This window comes from Ureibacillus aquaedulcis (assembly GCF_030418165.1).
Classification (GTDB): domain Bacteria; phylum Bacillota; class Bacilli; order Bacillales_A; family Planococcaceae; genus Ureibacillus; species Ureibacillus aquaedulcis.
Window position 1 is genome coordinate 54,993 of sequence record NZ_JAUHTQ010000017.1, and the last position, 14,172, is coordinate 69,164.

Genomic DNA, 14,172 nt, shown 5'->3' on the forward strand with positions numbered 1-14,172 from the left:
AAATGGTACCCTTTAATCGAAAGGATGGGATAAAGTGAAAAAATGGGCAATGATTTGTTTAGCAGGTTTCCTTTTACTAGTATTATCCGCGTGTAATAGTACGGCGGAGCCTACATCAGATTCAGAGGATGCGGTAGAAGGTAAAGAGGAAAGCAACGTAAGTGAACTAACTTTGGAAGAAGTATATGAAAAGGCAATGGAGCGACAAAGCGAATTAAAAAGCAGCAGTGCAGATATCAAGATGGACCAAAAAATGACCTTTGGCAATGGTACTGAGGGTATGGAAATGAGTACTGCTAGTGATATGAAGATGGATATGATTGTTGAACCGCTTGAAACATACATGGATGGAACGATTCAAACGGCTGACCCCGTTAGTGGTGAAGATACGACAATAGATATGGAAATGTACATGACCCAGGAAGGGATATTCATGCACGAACCTGATACGAAGCAATGGTTGAAACTGCCATCAGAGCAATTTGATGCAATAGTTGGACAAACTGCGAATCAAGTAGATGTTTCAGACCAATTAAAACAGCTGCAAACATTCATCGATGATTTTAAATTCGAACAGACAGATTCCGAGTATATTTTAACTTTAAATGCAGCTAGTGAAGAGTTCAGCGACTTCATTCTGGAGCAAATGCAACTAAGTGAAATGCTTGGAATGACTGAGGAAGATAAACAATTGTTCGAAAATATTAGTTTTGATACTGTGAACTATGTTATTTCGATTGATAAAGAAACATTCGATATTCATAAGATGGATACGGTTGTGGATATGACGCTTGAAATTGAAGGTGAAGCAATCACGGTGAATACAGATGCTAAAATAGCGTTCAATAACTTCAATGGAGTTGAGGATATAACAGTGCCTCAAGAAGTAATTGATCAGGCGGTAGAAATTCAGTACTAAATTTTTCGAGCTAGACCCGGGGATTCTTGGGTTTGGCTCTTTTTTATTTTAAAAGATTCTAATTTTATAAGATAAGTACCGAATAATTTACAAAATATGTAAAAATAATAAGTCGCCCTACAGTTCTTTGATTCACCTCCTTTTACTTATATTTCCAATACATCTTATATGTTAGGATGTTACTAGTTTGTAAAATTGGAGGTTTTAGGAAATTGGGTAAACTAAGTAAAACATGGGGATTTCTTGTGGCAATCATTTTAACATCATTAATTCTTGCTGCTTGTGGGAGTGACAAAGAATCAACGAAGGCTGAACAAGAGGTAGATGTAAAAGCAAAAGCATCTGAAGAAACTACTGAAGAGGTTGAAAAATCTGAGGAAGAAGCCGTTGAAACAACATCTAGTGAAGCTAACTCCGGCGATATTTCAGGCTTAATTAAATATATGGAAGAAGAAACACAAGGGACAGCGAAAGTTCTTTATGAAAATACAGAACCACAAGTTCATAAAATGGAAGGTGTAACAGTTACGCTAGATAACTATACACTTGTTGAGCTAAATGATTTCCATACGGACTTTAGTATTCCTTTTAATGATCAAACTAATGGCGGTGTTATTGTTGCACAGTATACAGTAAAGAACGAATTGGATAAAGACGTGTACTATACGCCATTTTTCTATCTATCTTTCACGGGTGCGCAAAAAGCATATAACAATTATCGTGATCTGCTGCCTCTTGAAGATCAGTTATCTGAAAAATTATCCCCAACAAATGATTACTTGCTTAAAGCTGGCGAGTCGGTAACAGGCTACTATACTTATCCGTTTGGCCAGGATGACTTGCAAGCTGCATTAAACGTATCCACAACAGCTGTTGAAGTTCCTGCAGCGCTGGCTGTAAAGGAAGATTTTGGCTCGGCAATCGGAAAAAAAGGACAGTTTACTTTAAGCTTGAATACAGCAGGAGCTGAAAAAGTTAAATCTAATGAAGCATTTTATCAAGATAAAGCAACTGTTGGTGATATGGGTGAAAAGAAGATGTTGAAAGAAGAAAGTGGTATCGGCAAAAGTGAAACACTGGGGGATGTTACAGTGACACTGGATGGATATCAGTTTACGGACTTCACTCCGAACGAAGTAGAAGCACCACGTTTTGAAAACTTTAAAACTGGAGTCGTGTTGCTGACGGTCAAGTTCAATTTAGATAATAAGGGATCTGACGCTATCGGACTATCTTCGCTCTCTTCCAAATTGACGGTGAACGATGGTACCCAGTACATGTTTGGAGAAGGTATGCTGCTGGAGTATGGCTACAATGATTTAATTGCAGCTGGTGAATCAGGGGAACTATTGCAAGTATATGTACTTGATAAAGAACAGTATGTGAAAATCTGGCAAAATAAATCCTTTGAAGTAGAAGTTGGACCAATTCGCAATCAGGATGCAGAGGATATTTCCAAGGGGAAGACAGCTGTATTCAGTTTCTAGAAGTAAAACAGGGAGCACATATTATTCCGGTAATATGTGTTCTTTTTTACGTTTTTTTGGAATTCAATGATTATCATTCTCAATCAATTATTGATTTTTTCCGATTCAATAAGCTATACTTATAATGGACTCGAGGTTGAGAATAATTTTCATTACATACTTGAGAATAAATAGAATATGGGGATAAAAATGAGACTGTGGATGTTAATTGTCGCAGCAGTCATCCTGTCGTTTATTTCGCTCTTTATTGGTGCAATTGATATAAAACCAAGTGATTTGCTTAATTGGGATTCACGGGAAATGCAAATTTTCTTAATCAGTCGTGTACCGCGTCTAATTGCGATTATTCTAGCGGGTGTAGGGATGAGTATTGCGGGCTTAATCATGCAAAGCTTAAGTCGAAACAAATTTGTTTCTCCAACAACAGCAGGAACTTTGGATGCTGCCAAGTTAGGGATTCTCATTTCGATGTTGTTCTTTACTAATGTAACGTACACTCAGCAAGTTATTTTTAGTTTTGCGTTTGCGTTAATTGGAACTTTGCTTTTCATGCAGATATTGGATCGAATTAAATTTAAAGATGTTATTTTTGTACCGTTAATCGGAATTATGTATGGCAACATACTATCTTCGATTACGACGTTTTTTGCATATGAAGCAGATTTGCTTCAAAATATCAGCTCATGGTTAATGGGGAGTTTTACTTTAATTATTGCAGGGCGTTATGAGCTTCTCTATCTAAGTGTACCAGCTGTTATTTTAGCCTATCTCTATGCTAATAAATTTACGGTTGCAGGTATGGGGGAGGATTTTGCCAAGAACCTGGGCTTAAGTTATAAGCTTGTTCTGAATATCGGGTTAATCCTTGTGGCAGTTATCGCAACCACTGTTGTCCTGACAGTAGGGGTAATACCGTTTTTAGGATTAATAGTACCGAATATTGTTTCCCTGTATATGGGCGATAACCTTCGTAAAACGATTCCCCATACAGCTGTACTAGGTATCGTTTTCCTTCTGCTCTGTGACATTATTGGACGAGTGGTAATTTACCCATACGAAATTCCGGTGAATGTAACAGTTGCAGTTATCGGCAGTGTAATCTTCTTAATCATGTTAATTAGGGGGAGAGCATATGCGAAATAGTACTAAACTTATTATCTTAACGGTTGTAGCGATAATCTGTATTTTACTATATGGATTTTATGATATTAAAGGCGGGTTTGATTATGCCTTTCCTCGACGCATGATGCGTGTAGGAGCAATGGTGATTACCGGATTTGCGATAGCTTATTCGACAGTTGTGTTTCAAACGATTACACACAATCGAATTCTGACACCTTCAGTCATGGGGCTTGACTCGATGTTTGAAGTTGTACAAACCCTTATTTTCTTCTTTGCAGGTTCCATTTCAATCTGGGTAGTGAACCAATATTTAAATTTTGCTGCATCGATCGTAGCAATGGTCTTGTTTGCATTGATTCTATATCGATTCCTTTTCCGTGCGGATAAGCACCCTATTTATCTATTGTTACTAATCGGAATGATCTTGGGTACATTCCTTGGAAGTTTGGTTTCCTTCCTGCAAGTACTTATTGATCCTGTGGAATATTTAAGTTTACAAAGTAGATTATTTGCAAGCTTCACGAATATTAAAGTAGAGCTGCTATATATTTCGATAGGAATTCTATTGCTGGCATTTGCATACGGTTACCGTATAATGGGCCAATTGGATGTTATGTCGCTTGGCCGGGAAAATGCTATCAATCTAGGAATAAACTACGATCGCTTAGTCTTGAACGTTTTGATATTATCGTCGGTTCTAATTGCAACATCAACGGCTCTAGTTGGACCTATTACATTCTTTGGTTTAATTGTTGCAAATCTTTCGTATCAGTTTTTAGTCACATACAAGCATTCCGTACTCATTTTGGGTGCAGGCTTAATCAGTGTGATTGCTCTAGTCGGTGGCCAGTTCATTGTTGAGCATATCTTTGAAATGAATACGACATTGAGTGTCATTATTAACTTTGTTGGTGGTATTTACTTTATTTATTTATTATTAAAGGAAAGTAGGGCAGCAGGATGATTGAAATCAAAGGATTAACAAAAAGATTTGGTAACAAACCTGTTGTAGAAGACGTCTCAATCAAGATACAACCAGGAGCCATTACATCCTTTATCGGACCAAATGGTGCAGGGAAATCCACCCTGTTATCAATGGTTAGTCGTTTATTGGATGCTGACACAGGCGAAGTATTACTGGATAAAAATGACGTAAAGAAATGGAAGTCAGATGAATTTGCAAAGAGAGTGTCGATTTTAAAACAGGCAAATTTCCTGAACGTACGATTAACAATCCGAGAGCTTGTTTCTTTTGGGCGCTACCCTTATTCGAAAGGCCGTTTAACGATTGAGGATGAACAATCCGTAGATCAAGCTATTGAATATATGAATTTAACAGATATGCAGGATAAGTTCCTGGATGAATTGTCGGGCGGGCAGAAGCAACGGGCTTTTATTGCCATGGTAATTGCACAGGATACGGAATATATTCTGCTGGATGAGCCATTAAATAATCTGGATATGAAGCATTCGGTTCAAATCATGAAAATTTTGCGCAAGCTCGTTGATGATCTTGGCAAAACAGTCGTAATTGTATTGCATGATATTAATTTTGCCTCCGTGTATTCAGATAATATCGTTGCTTTAAAAAATGGTAGAGTAGTTAAGGATGGACCAACAAACGAAATCATTAACTCTGAGGCTTTAAGAGAAATATATGATATGAACATCCCGGTGCAGGAACAAAATGGCTGCCGAATATGCGTTTATTTTAACTCGCATTCGTAATGATTAATGGTTTAGAGAAGTTTGTATAGACATGCTTTTCTAAACCTTTTTTTATAAAAATTCTGGAAAGATTTTTAAAAAGTATTGACCTTTAATTTCTAAATGCTATAATTTCAATTAGTTAGTTGATAATGATTATCATTATCGCGAAAAGATGGATAGGAGAGAAATGAAAATGAAAAACTGGAAATTACTAAGTGTAATTTTAGCAAGTCTATTATTTGTTCTTGCAGCTTGTGGTGGAGCTGACGAATCAAAAGAATCAGATACAAACACATCTACAGAAGAACAATCAGCTACTGCAGGAACATCTGAAAGTACAGAGGGTCCTGTTTACCCAATGACTATATCACCGACAATTGCTTCTACTGAAGATGAAGAGGCAGGCACAATCGCCTTTGAAGATGTAACACTAGAAGAAATGCCGAAAAAAATGGTTGTATTTGATTATGGTTTCCTAGATACACTTGATGCAATTGGTGTTGAAGGAATCGTTGGTGTAGCAAAAGATTCTACATTGCCAGCTCACCTTTCAAAATATGAAGGTGAAGAATATGCAAGCGTTGGTAACTTAAAAACGCCTCTACTTGAAGATATCGCTGCTTTAGAGCCGGACGTAATTTTCATTTCTGGTCGCCAAGCTGCATTCTATGACCAATTAAAAGAAATCACGCCTAACGTAATCTTTGTTGGTACAAACCAAGATGATTACTGGAACACATTCCTTGCTTCAACTGAAATTGCCGCGAAAATGTTTGGTAAAGAAGCTGAAGTAGAAGAGCATATTGCTAAAATTGATTCAGCGATCGAAGAAGTAAAAGCTTTATCGGGCAATTACGATAGCTCATTAGTAACAATGTACAACGAAGGTAAATTATCAGGATTCTCGAAAGATTCCCGTTTCGGTTATATTTATGATATCTATGGATTCACTCCTGTTACAGAGGATATTGAATCATCTTCACATGGTTCAGACTTTGGCTTCGAAGCAATTCTGGAGTTTGACCCACAAGTATTATTCGTTATCGACCGTACAGCGGCAACTGGTGGAGATTCCAACATCGAAGCTGATATGGAAAATGATATTGTTAAAGAAACAGTTGCCTATAAAAATGATAAAATTGTTTACTTAGATGGTCCACTTTGGTACTTAAGTGGAGGCGGGCTACAATCGGAGCTTGCTAAAATCCAGGAAATTTTAGACGAATTAAAATAATCTATTTAAACTTAAGGCTATCCCAGGTTTGGGATGGCCTTATCTTGAAGGTTGGGAGGAATAACAATGTTTGTTCAAATTCGTAGATGGACGATTACCGAAGGCAATTCAGATAAGATTTTGGAGCGTTTCAAAAAGAAAGAAGGCCAAGGTCCGACATTGATCGAACAACGGGAAGGATTTATTAGTCGAGAGCTTCTTGTTAAAAATGTACGCCGTGGAGAAGAAGAAGTGATCATGATTATCCGTTGGGAATCTGAAGAGGCCTGGAAAGCTTGGGAAAAGAGTCCTGAGCACATTGCAGGTCACAAAGAAAAGATTAAGGAGCATGGAGGAAAGCCTCCAAAACCTGAATACGTTATTAATATGGAACATGGCAGCTACACAGTAGTCGAATAAAAGTGTTGGTCCCAAAAGCTTGTTACCCGACAGGCTTTTGGGCTTTTTATTTTAAGGTGGGTGTGGGAGCTAAATACTATCATTCAAAAACAATAAAAACTAGCATATGAATAATATGGTAATATCTTTTTAGAATGATAGGAGGATGGCCATGAAAAAAGCTATGTATATTTTAGCTATTGTTACATTTTGTTTATTTCTAATTATGCTAATCAATTATGAAAAAAAGCCTTTTGTTGATTTCGACAAAGCGATGTCGGATTTGCTATTCGGAAATGATTTGATTGGGGCGTTTCATATCCTTGGAGAAACTACGGCAATTGTTTTCATTGCACTTATCCTTTTGTTTGTTCTATGGCTGGTTCAACGTAATTATCGGGGAATGCTTTTTGTTTTATTGACTGTTGGAATGGGAAGGGTATGGAATCAACTAATCAAGAACTGGATTGATCGCCCTCGACCAGAACTATCTAATGATCTTGCCTCATTCAGTTTTCCATCCGGGCACGCAATGATAGGGTTGCTTTACTTATTTACAATAGCGTATTTACTATCTGAAGCTTTAATGGAAAATAAAAAAGTTCTGATTATCTGGGTTATAGCCATTATTTTAACTCTCCTTACTGGTTTATCAAGAATTGCAGATAGTCATCATTACGCTACGGATGTGACAGCGGGCTGGTGCATAGGATTTACTTGGTTTGTTATTTGTGTAGCATGGTATGAAAAAAGAAACCAAAAGCTTAATAAGGTCATAGATAACACCTGAAATTGGGTGTTATTTTTATTTTATGTTTATGTATGAATAAATGTGGCTATTTAATATAAATAAAGTTTTCCTCATGCACAAGATATAACTTAGACTAAAAAAGTTGCACAAAGGAAACTTTCGAGTATATAATACTAGTATCATATTAAAAGAGGAGACTAATAACTAAATGGAAGGTAATGTACTTTTAGCATTAGGTTTGACCCTGTTTGCCGGCTTGGCTACGGGAGTAGGGGCTCTTATCGCTTTCTTTACTTCACGGACGAATAAGAAATTTCTTTCTGTTGCTTTAGGTTTTTCTGCAGGCGTTATGATTTATGTCTCTTTAATTGAAATTTTTGTGAAAGCAAAAGATGCTCTAGTAGCCGCACATGGAGAAACACAGGGGTATTGGATGACTGTAATGGGGTTCTTTGGGGGAATTATTTTTATTGCATTGATTGACCGCTTTATTCCAAAAAAGAATAATCCACATGAGGTAAAGACTGTAGAGGATGTACATGCGGCGGCATTAAATACAACGACTATAGATGAAAATAAATTGATGAAGATGGGAATGTTCACGGCATTGGCAATCGCTATCCACAACTTCCCTGAAGGTATTGCTACATTCATGTCCGCCATGCAAGATCCAAGTGTTGGAATTGCAATCGCCATAGCCGTTGCGATTCATAATATTCCGGAAGGGATTGCCGTAGCGATTCCAATCTTTTTTGCAACTGGAATCCGAAAAAAGGCCTTCAAACTTTCTTTTCTTTCAGGCTTAGCGGAGCCACTTGGAGCAATTGTTGCATATTTAATCTTGATGCCATTTTTAACTGATACAATGTTTGGAATTGTCTTTGCGGCTGTAGCCGGGATCATGGTATTCATTTCGTTGGATGAACTTTTGCCGGCCGCACAGAAATATGATGAAACCCACTTGTCGATCTATGGGTTAGTTGCGGGAATGGCTGTAATTGCTCTAAGCTTATTGTTGCTTGCATAACAAGTAAAAGTAAAAGTATATCGCTTAATAGCAGAATGCCCTTAAAGACATTAGGTGACTTTAAGGGCATTCTTTATAAGTCAATTAGCCGATGATAGGCATTTGTCCATACGGAGTGGTTTTAAGAGCTGCTCGTCAGGTTTTCAGAAGCAACTGTAAAACGAGTATTTTCGTGAATTGGACTTTCGATTTCGTCTAGCGCAGCCACTGCGTAATCTGCATAGCTGACATAGCTTATTTGTTGGGAGTTTAATAAGAGATGGTCTTTACCTAAAATGTAATGGCCTGTTCTCGGACCGTCGGAATCAAACAGGGCAGAGGGACTTAAAAATGTCCATTTAATAGAGGAGTTTTGTAAATCGGATAAATTTTGTAATTGCTGAACAGCAATTTCCTTATATTCTTTTGGATAGTCTGGAATATCGATTAGCCTAGTTGTTCCATCAATAAATAAACTTCCGGCTCCTCCGACCACAAATAATTTTGTGTTGCTTCCTTCTAAAAGCGATATTAGGAAGCGACCAAACTCTACGTGTAAATGCTCCTCACCTGGCTGCGAACCAAAAGCATTTACGATGACATCAAAATGGAGTAAATCCTGTCGGGTTAAGTCAAATACTTCTTTTTCAAGTATGTTGATATGCCTATTGGTGATTTTATCCTTATTTCGTACGATAGCTGTTACATCGTGGTGCCGCATTCTCGCTTCTGTTAAAATTGTATTTCCCGCTTTACCAGTTGCCCCAATAATCCCAATTTTCATCCTGATTCCCCTTTCTAATCGTTAATAAAACATCCCCTTAATCTTTTATCCCCTAGATTGAAGTTAGTGAAACCTAGGCTGAACACCAAGAATCATTACAAAATGAAAAAGATGTCCATGGGTTTATATATGAACCATCGGACATCTATATTAATCGTTTAGGCTGGGACATCATTAAGAACTTGAACCGAAATCCCTTGGTGATCGGCTTTAGTTAGTATAATTTCATGTTTAGGGAAATATTTTTTCATTGTTAAAACAAATTGATTCCCAATAGCAGGCGGAATGATCGAAATGACGGTTGGTCCCGCTCCGCTTAGTGCTGTACCATATGCACCTGCTTCTTTGGCAACACGATGTATCTCATCAAAGTTTGGAATAAGAGCTGAACGGAAAGGCTCGTGGAACAAATCTGATTCCATATATCGGCCAATTCGCACATAATCTTTCGCGATTAGTGAAGCTGCCAACATATTGGCATTTGCACTTGCACGGACGGCATAACCACGTTCAAATTGTTCCGGCAACACTTTGCGGGCCTCTGATGTCTTCAGCTCTACCTTTGGGATAAATACGACAAAAGAAGCATCTAAATCTGTTACAGGAATTGTATCTACAATTCCTTGCTCATCCATTTGCGAAATCGTTAAACCACCTAATACAGAAGCCGAGGCATTATCAGGATGCCCTTCGATTTGTGAGGAGATGTTTAACTTATCTTGTGTTGTTAGTTGTAAATCGCATACAAGGTTTGCCAATTCAATCGCTGCAACGATTGCTGCGGCACTGCTCCCAAGTCCACGGGCAAATGGCAGCTCGCTTCTCATTACAACCCGGCAAGGCGGCAACTCCTTATTAAAACGAGCTGCCGTTTCTCTAGCTATTGTATAGATTAGGTGTTCTTCAATTACGATATCTTGTGGAAGGTGGTCTGAGACATGAGTAATTTCCCATTGATCGGCCAATGATACCGTTAAATCAAGATATAAGTTTAAGCTAAGTCCAATGGAATCAAAACCAGGTCCTAAGTTAGCTGTGCTTCCAGGGACAGTGATTTGCCATTTTTTGCTCATAGAATTCCCTCGATATAGTGACGAATGTCGTTTTCATCGTTTTGAAGGGAGACTAAATCAACCGTGGAAACATTCATGGCAGTATCTGGGTCCTTTAAGCCATTACCTGTAAATACTGTTACAACACGGCTGCCTTTTTCAATTCCTCCGTTCTTGACGGACTTAATCACACCTGCAAGCGAGGCAGCAGAACCCGGTTCAACAAAAATTCCTTCACTGCGTGCGATTAATTTGTATGCTTCCAGGATTTCGTCATCCGTTACCATATCAATAATGCCGCCTGATTCATCACGTGCATTTTCTGCCAATGTCCAACTTGCAGGGTTTCCAATTCGAATTGCTGTAGCAACAGTTTCTGGATTTGGGATTGGTTCTCCTTTCACTATTGCAGCGGCACCCTCGGCTTCGAAGCCATACATTTTCGGTAACCCTGTATTCTTTGCCTCATTATATTCTTTGAATCCTTTCCAGTAAGCTGTAATATTACCAGCGTTTCCTACGGGAATACATAAATAGTCCGGAGCCTGTCCTAAACTATCGACAATTTCAAATGCAGCCGTTTTTTGGCCTTCGATTCGGTACGGATTTACGGAGTTAACCAGTTTAACGGGTGTTGTTTCACTAACTTTACGAACAATTGCAAGTGCATCATCAAAATTGCCGTCAATTTCAATAATCTTTGCTCCGTACATACAAGCCTGTGCCAACTTGCCGAGTGCAACTTTTCCTTTTGGAATAACAACGATTGATTGGATTCCTGCACGTGCCGCATAAGCTGAGGCAGCAGCTGATGTATTGCCGGTAGATGCGCAAATAACGCATTTTGCTCCATCTTCAATTGCTTTGGCAACAGCAAATACCATTCCGCGATCCTTGAATGACCCAGTAGGATTGGCCCCTTCTACTTTACCGTATAATTCAATGCCTAATTCTTTTGAAAGATTGACAAGATGAATAAGAGGAGTATTTCCTTCGTTTAAAGTTAAGGCAGGTGTATTTTCGTTAACGGGTAAAAATTCTTTATATTCTTCAATTAGACCTTTCCACATAACAGATTAGCTCCTTTTGTTCACGCTGAATGAACAGTTGTTTGTATATAAAAGACATTTTAACTCAAAGTTGTAGTACTTTTCAATAGCCTTTACCATTTTAACAGAATACACATATAATTTTTAGCTTGTCACATAATTGAATTAATTGTATGGTATACATATGTAAATTCATGTGTAAAGACAGGTGGATGCGAAATGAGTAAAATGACAAATACAGCACCAATTTCCAGAAATAAATTATTACGTGTTGCAGGTATTGGCTGGATGTTTGATGCGATGGATGTAGGAATATTATCCTTTGTTATTGCCGCATTGGCAGTTGATTGGAATTTAAGCTCCTCCCAAATGGGGTGGATTGGAAGTATCAACTCCATCGGTATGGCCTTTGGAGCACTTATCTTCGGGGTGTTTGCAGATAAAGTGGGGCGCAAACAGATTTTTATGTGGACATTGATAATCTTCTCTGTTGCCAGTGGATTATCGGCCATTACGACAACTTTTGCCGCATTTTTAGTATTAAGGTTTTTTGTAGGAATGGGTCTGGGCGGTGAACTGCCTGTTGCTTCCACATTAGTATCCGAAAGTGTTGAGGCGAAAGAGCGTGGAAAAGTTGTAGTGCTTTTGGAAAGCTTTTGGGCTGGGGGTTGGTTGATAGCGGCCATAATTTCATACTTTGTCATTCCAGCAGAATTTTGGCCGGTGGAGGGGTGGCGAGTGGCGTTATTATTAACAGCCATTCCAGCATTTTATGCAGTCTATATAAGAATTCATCTGCCGGACTCTCCACAGTTTACAGCGAAACCGGATGCTAAAAACCGGACGATCATGCAGAATATCGCAGGTGTTTGGGAGAAGAAATATTCTCGTTCAACACTGATGCTGTGGATACTATGGTTTACAGTAGTATTCTCATACTATGGAATGTTCCTATGGCTGCCTAGTGTCATGGTAGGGAAAGGATTCGATTTAATTTCGAGTTTTAAATATGTGCTGATCATGACATTGGCACAACTGCCTGGTTACTTTACAGCCGCGTGGTTTATTGAAAAATTAGGAAGGAAATTTGTGCTTATTACTTATTTGGTAGGTACAGCAGCTAGTGCATTTGTTTTCGGCAATGCTGAATCCATTGCTGTACTATTGGCATCAGGAATATTATTATCGTTCTTTAACTTGGGAGCATGGGGTGCACTTTATGCGTATACACCGGAACAATATCCAATGGTGATTCGGGGAACAGGGGCTGGTATGGCCGCAGCTGTTGGCCGAATTGGCGGGATTTTTGGTCCACTGCTGGTTGGATATTTATTAAGTGCAAAATATCAAATTGGTTTTATCTTCGCCATTTTCTGTGTATCGATTTTAATTGGTGCTGCCGCAGTACTACTTTTAGGGAAAGAAACAAAGCAAACTGAGTTGGAATAGGGGCAACATTGACTGATTCGAGGTTTTTTGAACTCGAATCTTTTTTTATGCCTATTACCTTTTCATTAAACGGATTGGAATATTTATGCAATATCCGTTTTTTGACAATTTTCTGACTTTTCTAATTTAACTCGCTAAAGTTTTTTCTGAAAAGTCATTGAATTCAATCTATATTAGTGATAATATCAATTATTAAAATAGTATATGTATACAAAATAAGAAAACTAAAATTGAATAGAGGAAATGGGGGAGCTAAAATGAGCTTTTGTAATCAGATTAAAAAGCGTTTTATCCGTCTATCTAGAGGACAGCGTAAAGTTGCTCAGTTTACTATTGATAACCCAAACGTTATAGCTACTCATATAGCTTCGGATGTAGGAAAGCTAATAGGGGTTAGCGAATCGACTGTTATACGATTCTGTTATGCAATGGAATTGTCAGGTTTTTCGGAGCTGCAAGAGAAAATTAAGGCTGATTTAATGGGACAAGATGACAAAATAGAACAATCACATCCACTTTTGCCTAAGAAGAATGTAAATCTCCTGAATGAAGTGATGAACCGTGACGTGGCAAGTATATTGAATACGATTAACATCATCAACGAAGAACAATTTGAACGGGCAATTAAAGTAATGCACGAGTCAGAATGCCTGTATGTCCTGGGGCTAAGACAATCTTTACCTTCAGCAAACTTTTTAACTTGTACACTTAGCAATTATCGAAGAGAAGTCAAGCTCATTCAGCCAAATGCCGAAAACATTGTACAGCAAATAAGCAACATGGAGGAAAATTCCATGCTGTTTGTTATAGCGCTTGACGATAATGCCGAAGATGTATTAACCATTACAAAAATGGCGAAAAATAAGAAAGTTAAGGTGATTGCTTTAACGCATTCATGTATTTCGTCATTAAGAGGAAATGCAGATGTCCTGTTTACTGTAGGGGCCCAAAAATCAGCATTGGCCGAAACAATAACTGCTGCTCATTCACTGATCCATGCATTAGTCGAAGGAATGGTTGCACAGAATAAAAAGCAATACACAAACTTCCAAAAAGTAAATGCACAATTCGATAATAATTCTTTATACCTAGAAAAAACACTATCCATTTAATAACATTTTTCGAGAGCGTATTCGTAAATTGCGGGGGCATTTACGAATGCGCTTTTTATTAGAAAAGTGGAGAACGCTTGCCCAGCTCCGACAACAACTGGAGGAACTGGCTACAAGGA

General features: G+C 38.2%; 14 protein-coding genes. 11 read left to right on the plus strand and 3 right to left on the minus strand.

Annotated features, from left to right (window positions below; translation table 11 throughout):
• Positions 1-34 precede the first annotated feature (34 nt).
• The 9 genes from QYB95_RS16765 to zupT all read left to right on the plus strand — a co-directional run bounded on the left by QYB95_RS16765 (position 35) and on the right by zupT (position 8,628).
• Entirely contained in the window at positions 35-919 is an 885-nt protein-coding gene (locus QYB95_RS16765; protein WP_301139527.1) for a DUF6612 family protein, read from the plus strand.
• Positions 920-1,131: 212 nt separating this feature from the next.
• Positions 1,132-2,406 carry a DUF5068 domain-containing protein gene (locus QYB95_RS16770; protein ID WP_301139528.1) on the plus strand — a complete coding sequence of 425 codons (1,275 nt, stop codon included), beginning with the start codon at positions 1,132-1,134 and terminating at the stop codon, positions 2,404-2,406.
• 189 nt (positions 2,407-2,595) lie between these two features.
• Complete coding sequence (locus QYB95_RS16775; protein WP_301139529.1) at positions 2,596-3,549, plus strand: ABC transporter permease; 954 nt, start codon at positions 2,596-2,598, stop codon at positions 3,547-3,549.
• Positions 3,539-4,492 carry an iron chelate uptake ABC transporter family permease subunit gene (locus tag QYB95_RS16780; protein ID WP_301139530.1) on the plus strand — a complete coding sequence of 318 codons (954 nt, stop codon included), beginning with the start codon at positions 3,539-3,541 and terminating at the stop codon, positions 4,490-4,492. The genes QYB95_RS16775 and QYB95_RS16780 overlap by 11 nt, the downstream gene beginning before the upstream one ends.
• Positions 4,489-5,256: an iron ABC transporter ATP-binding protein gene (locus tag QYB95_RS16785; protein ID WP_301139531.1), complete on the plus strand. Its 768-nt coding sequence runs from the start codon at positions 4,489-4,491 to the stop codon at positions 5,254-5,256. The genes QYB95_RS16780 and QYB95_RS16785 overlap by 4 nt, the downstream gene beginning before the upstream one ends.
• Positions 5,257-5,431: 175 nt before the next feature.
• Positions 5,432-6,472, plus strand: coding sequence for a siderophore ABC transporter substrate-binding protein (locus QYB95_RS16790; RefSeq protein ID WP_301139532.1), 1,041 nt, complete (start codon positions 5,432-5,434; stop codon positions 6,470-6,472).
• 66 nt (positions 6,473-6,538) lie between these two features.
• Complete coding sequence (locus tag QYB95_RS16795) at positions 6,539-6,871, plus strand: antibiotic biosynthesis monooxygenase family protein (protein ID WP_301139533.1); 333 nt, start codon at positions 6,539-6,541, stop codon at positions 6,869-6,871.
• A gap of 151 nt (positions 6,872-7,022) precedes the next feature.
• Positions 7,023-7,640 carry a phosphatase PAP2 family protein gene (locus QYB95_RS16800; RefSeq protein ID WP_301139534.1) on the plus strand — a complete coding sequence of 206 codons (618 nt, stop codon included), beginning with the start codon at positions 7,023-7,025 and terminating at the stop codon, positions 7,638-7,640.
• Positions 7,641-7,809: 169 nt separating this feature from the next.
• Positions 7,810-8,628, plus strand: a complete 819-nt coding sequence (gene zupT, locus QYB95_RS16805; RefSeq protein WP_301139535.1) for a zinc transporter ZupT — start codon at positions 7,810-7,812, stop codon at positions 8,626-8,628.
• Between the two features lie 121 nt (positions 8,629-8,749).
• On the opposite strand, the gene QYB95_RS16810 is transcribed toward zupT, so the two are convergent.
• The 3 genes from QYB95_RS16810 to thrC form a co-directional block, all read right to left on the minus strand.
• Entirely contained in the window at positions 8,750-9,391 is a 642-nt protein-coding gene (locus QYB95_RS16810) for an NAD(P)-dependent oxidoreductase (RefSeq protein WP_301139536.1), read from the minus strand.
• 158 nt (positions 9,392-9,549) lie between these two features.
• Complete coding sequence (gene thrB, locus QYB95_RS16815; protein ID WP_301139537.1) at positions 9,550-10,464, minus strand: homoserine kinase; 915 nt, start codon at positions 10,462-10,464, stop codon at positions 9,550-9,552.
• Positions 10,461-11,513 carry a threonine synthase gene (thrC, locus tag QYB95_RS16820; protein WP_301139538.1) on the minus strand — a complete coding sequence of 351 codons (1,053 nt, stop codon included), beginning with the start codon at positions 11,511-11,513 and terminating at the stop codon, positions 10,461-10,463. The genes thrB and thrC overlap by 4 nt, the downstream gene beginning before the upstream one ends.
• 198 nt (positions 11,514-11,711) lie before the next feature.
• Here thrC and QYB95_RS16825 point away from each other — a divergent pair, with 198 nt between their 5' ends.
• Together QYB95_RS16825 and QYB95_RS16830 are read left to right on the plus strand one after the other, a co-directional pair.
• Positions 11,712-12,941: an MFS transporter gene (locus QYB95_RS16825; protein WP_301139539.1), complete on the plus strand. Its 1,230-nt coding sequence runs from the start codon at positions 11,712-11,714 to the stop codon at positions 12,939-12,941.
• A 257-nt stretch (positions 12,942-13,198) separates the two neighbouring features.
• Positions 13,199-14,053, plus strand: coding sequence for a MurR/RpiR family transcriptional regulator (locus tag QYB95_RS16830; protein WP_301139540.1), 855 nt, complete (start codon positions 13,199-13,201; stop codon positions 14,051-14,053).
• Positions 14,054-14,172 lie beyond the last annotated feature (119 nt).

Excerpts from the sequence above, each read along its gene's own strand:
- QYB95_RS16775 (WP_301139529.1), top strand. The coding sequence starts at position 2,596 with ATGAGACTGTGGATGTTAATTGTCGCAGCAGTCATCCTGTCGTTTATT.
- QYB95_RS16780 (WP_301139530.1), top strand. The coding sequence starts at position 3,539 with ATGCGAAATAGTACTAAACTTATTATCTTAACGGTTGTAGCGATAATC.
- QYB95_RS16785 (WP_301139531.1), top strand. The coding sequence starts at position 4,489 with ATGATTGAAATCAAAGGATTAACAAAAAGATTTGGTAACAAACCTGTT.
- QYB95_RS16790 (WP_301139532.1), top strand. The coding sequence starts at position 5,432 with ATGAAAAACTGGAAATTACTAAGTGTAATTTTAGCAAGTCTATTATTT.
- QYB95_RS16795 (WP_301139533.1), top strand. The coding sequence starts at position 6,539 with ATGTTTGTTCAAATTCGTAGATGGACGATTACCGAAGGCAATTCAGAT.
- QYB95_RS16800 (WP_301139534.1), top strand. The coding sequence starts at position 7,023 with ATGAAAAAAGCTATGTATATTTTAGCTATTGTTACATTTTGTTTATTT.
- zupT (WP_301139535.1), top strand. The coding sequence starts at position 7,810 with ATGGAAGGTAATGTACTTTTAGCATTAGGTTTGACCCTGTTTGCCGGC.
- QYB95_RS16810 (WP_301139536.1), bottom strand. The coding sequence starts at position 9,391 with ATGAAAATTGGGATTATTGGGGCAACTGGTAAAGCGGGAAATACAATT.
- thrB (WP_301139537.1), bottom strand. The coding sequence starts at position 10,464 with ATGAGCAAAAAATGGCAAATCACTGTCCCTGGAAGCACAGCTAACTTA.
- thrC (WP_301139538.1), bottom strand. The coding sequence starts at position 11,513 with ATGTGGAAAGGTCTAATTGAAGAATATAAAGAATTTTTACCCGTTAAC.
- QYB95_RS16825 (WP_301139539.1), top strand. The coding sequence starts at position 11,712 with ATGAGTAAAATGACAAATACAGCACCAATTTCCAGAAATAAATTATTA.
- QYB95_RS16830 (WP_301139540.1), top strand. The coding sequence starts at position 13,199 with ATGAGCTTTTGTAATCAGATTAAAAAGCGTTTTATCCGTCTATCTAGA.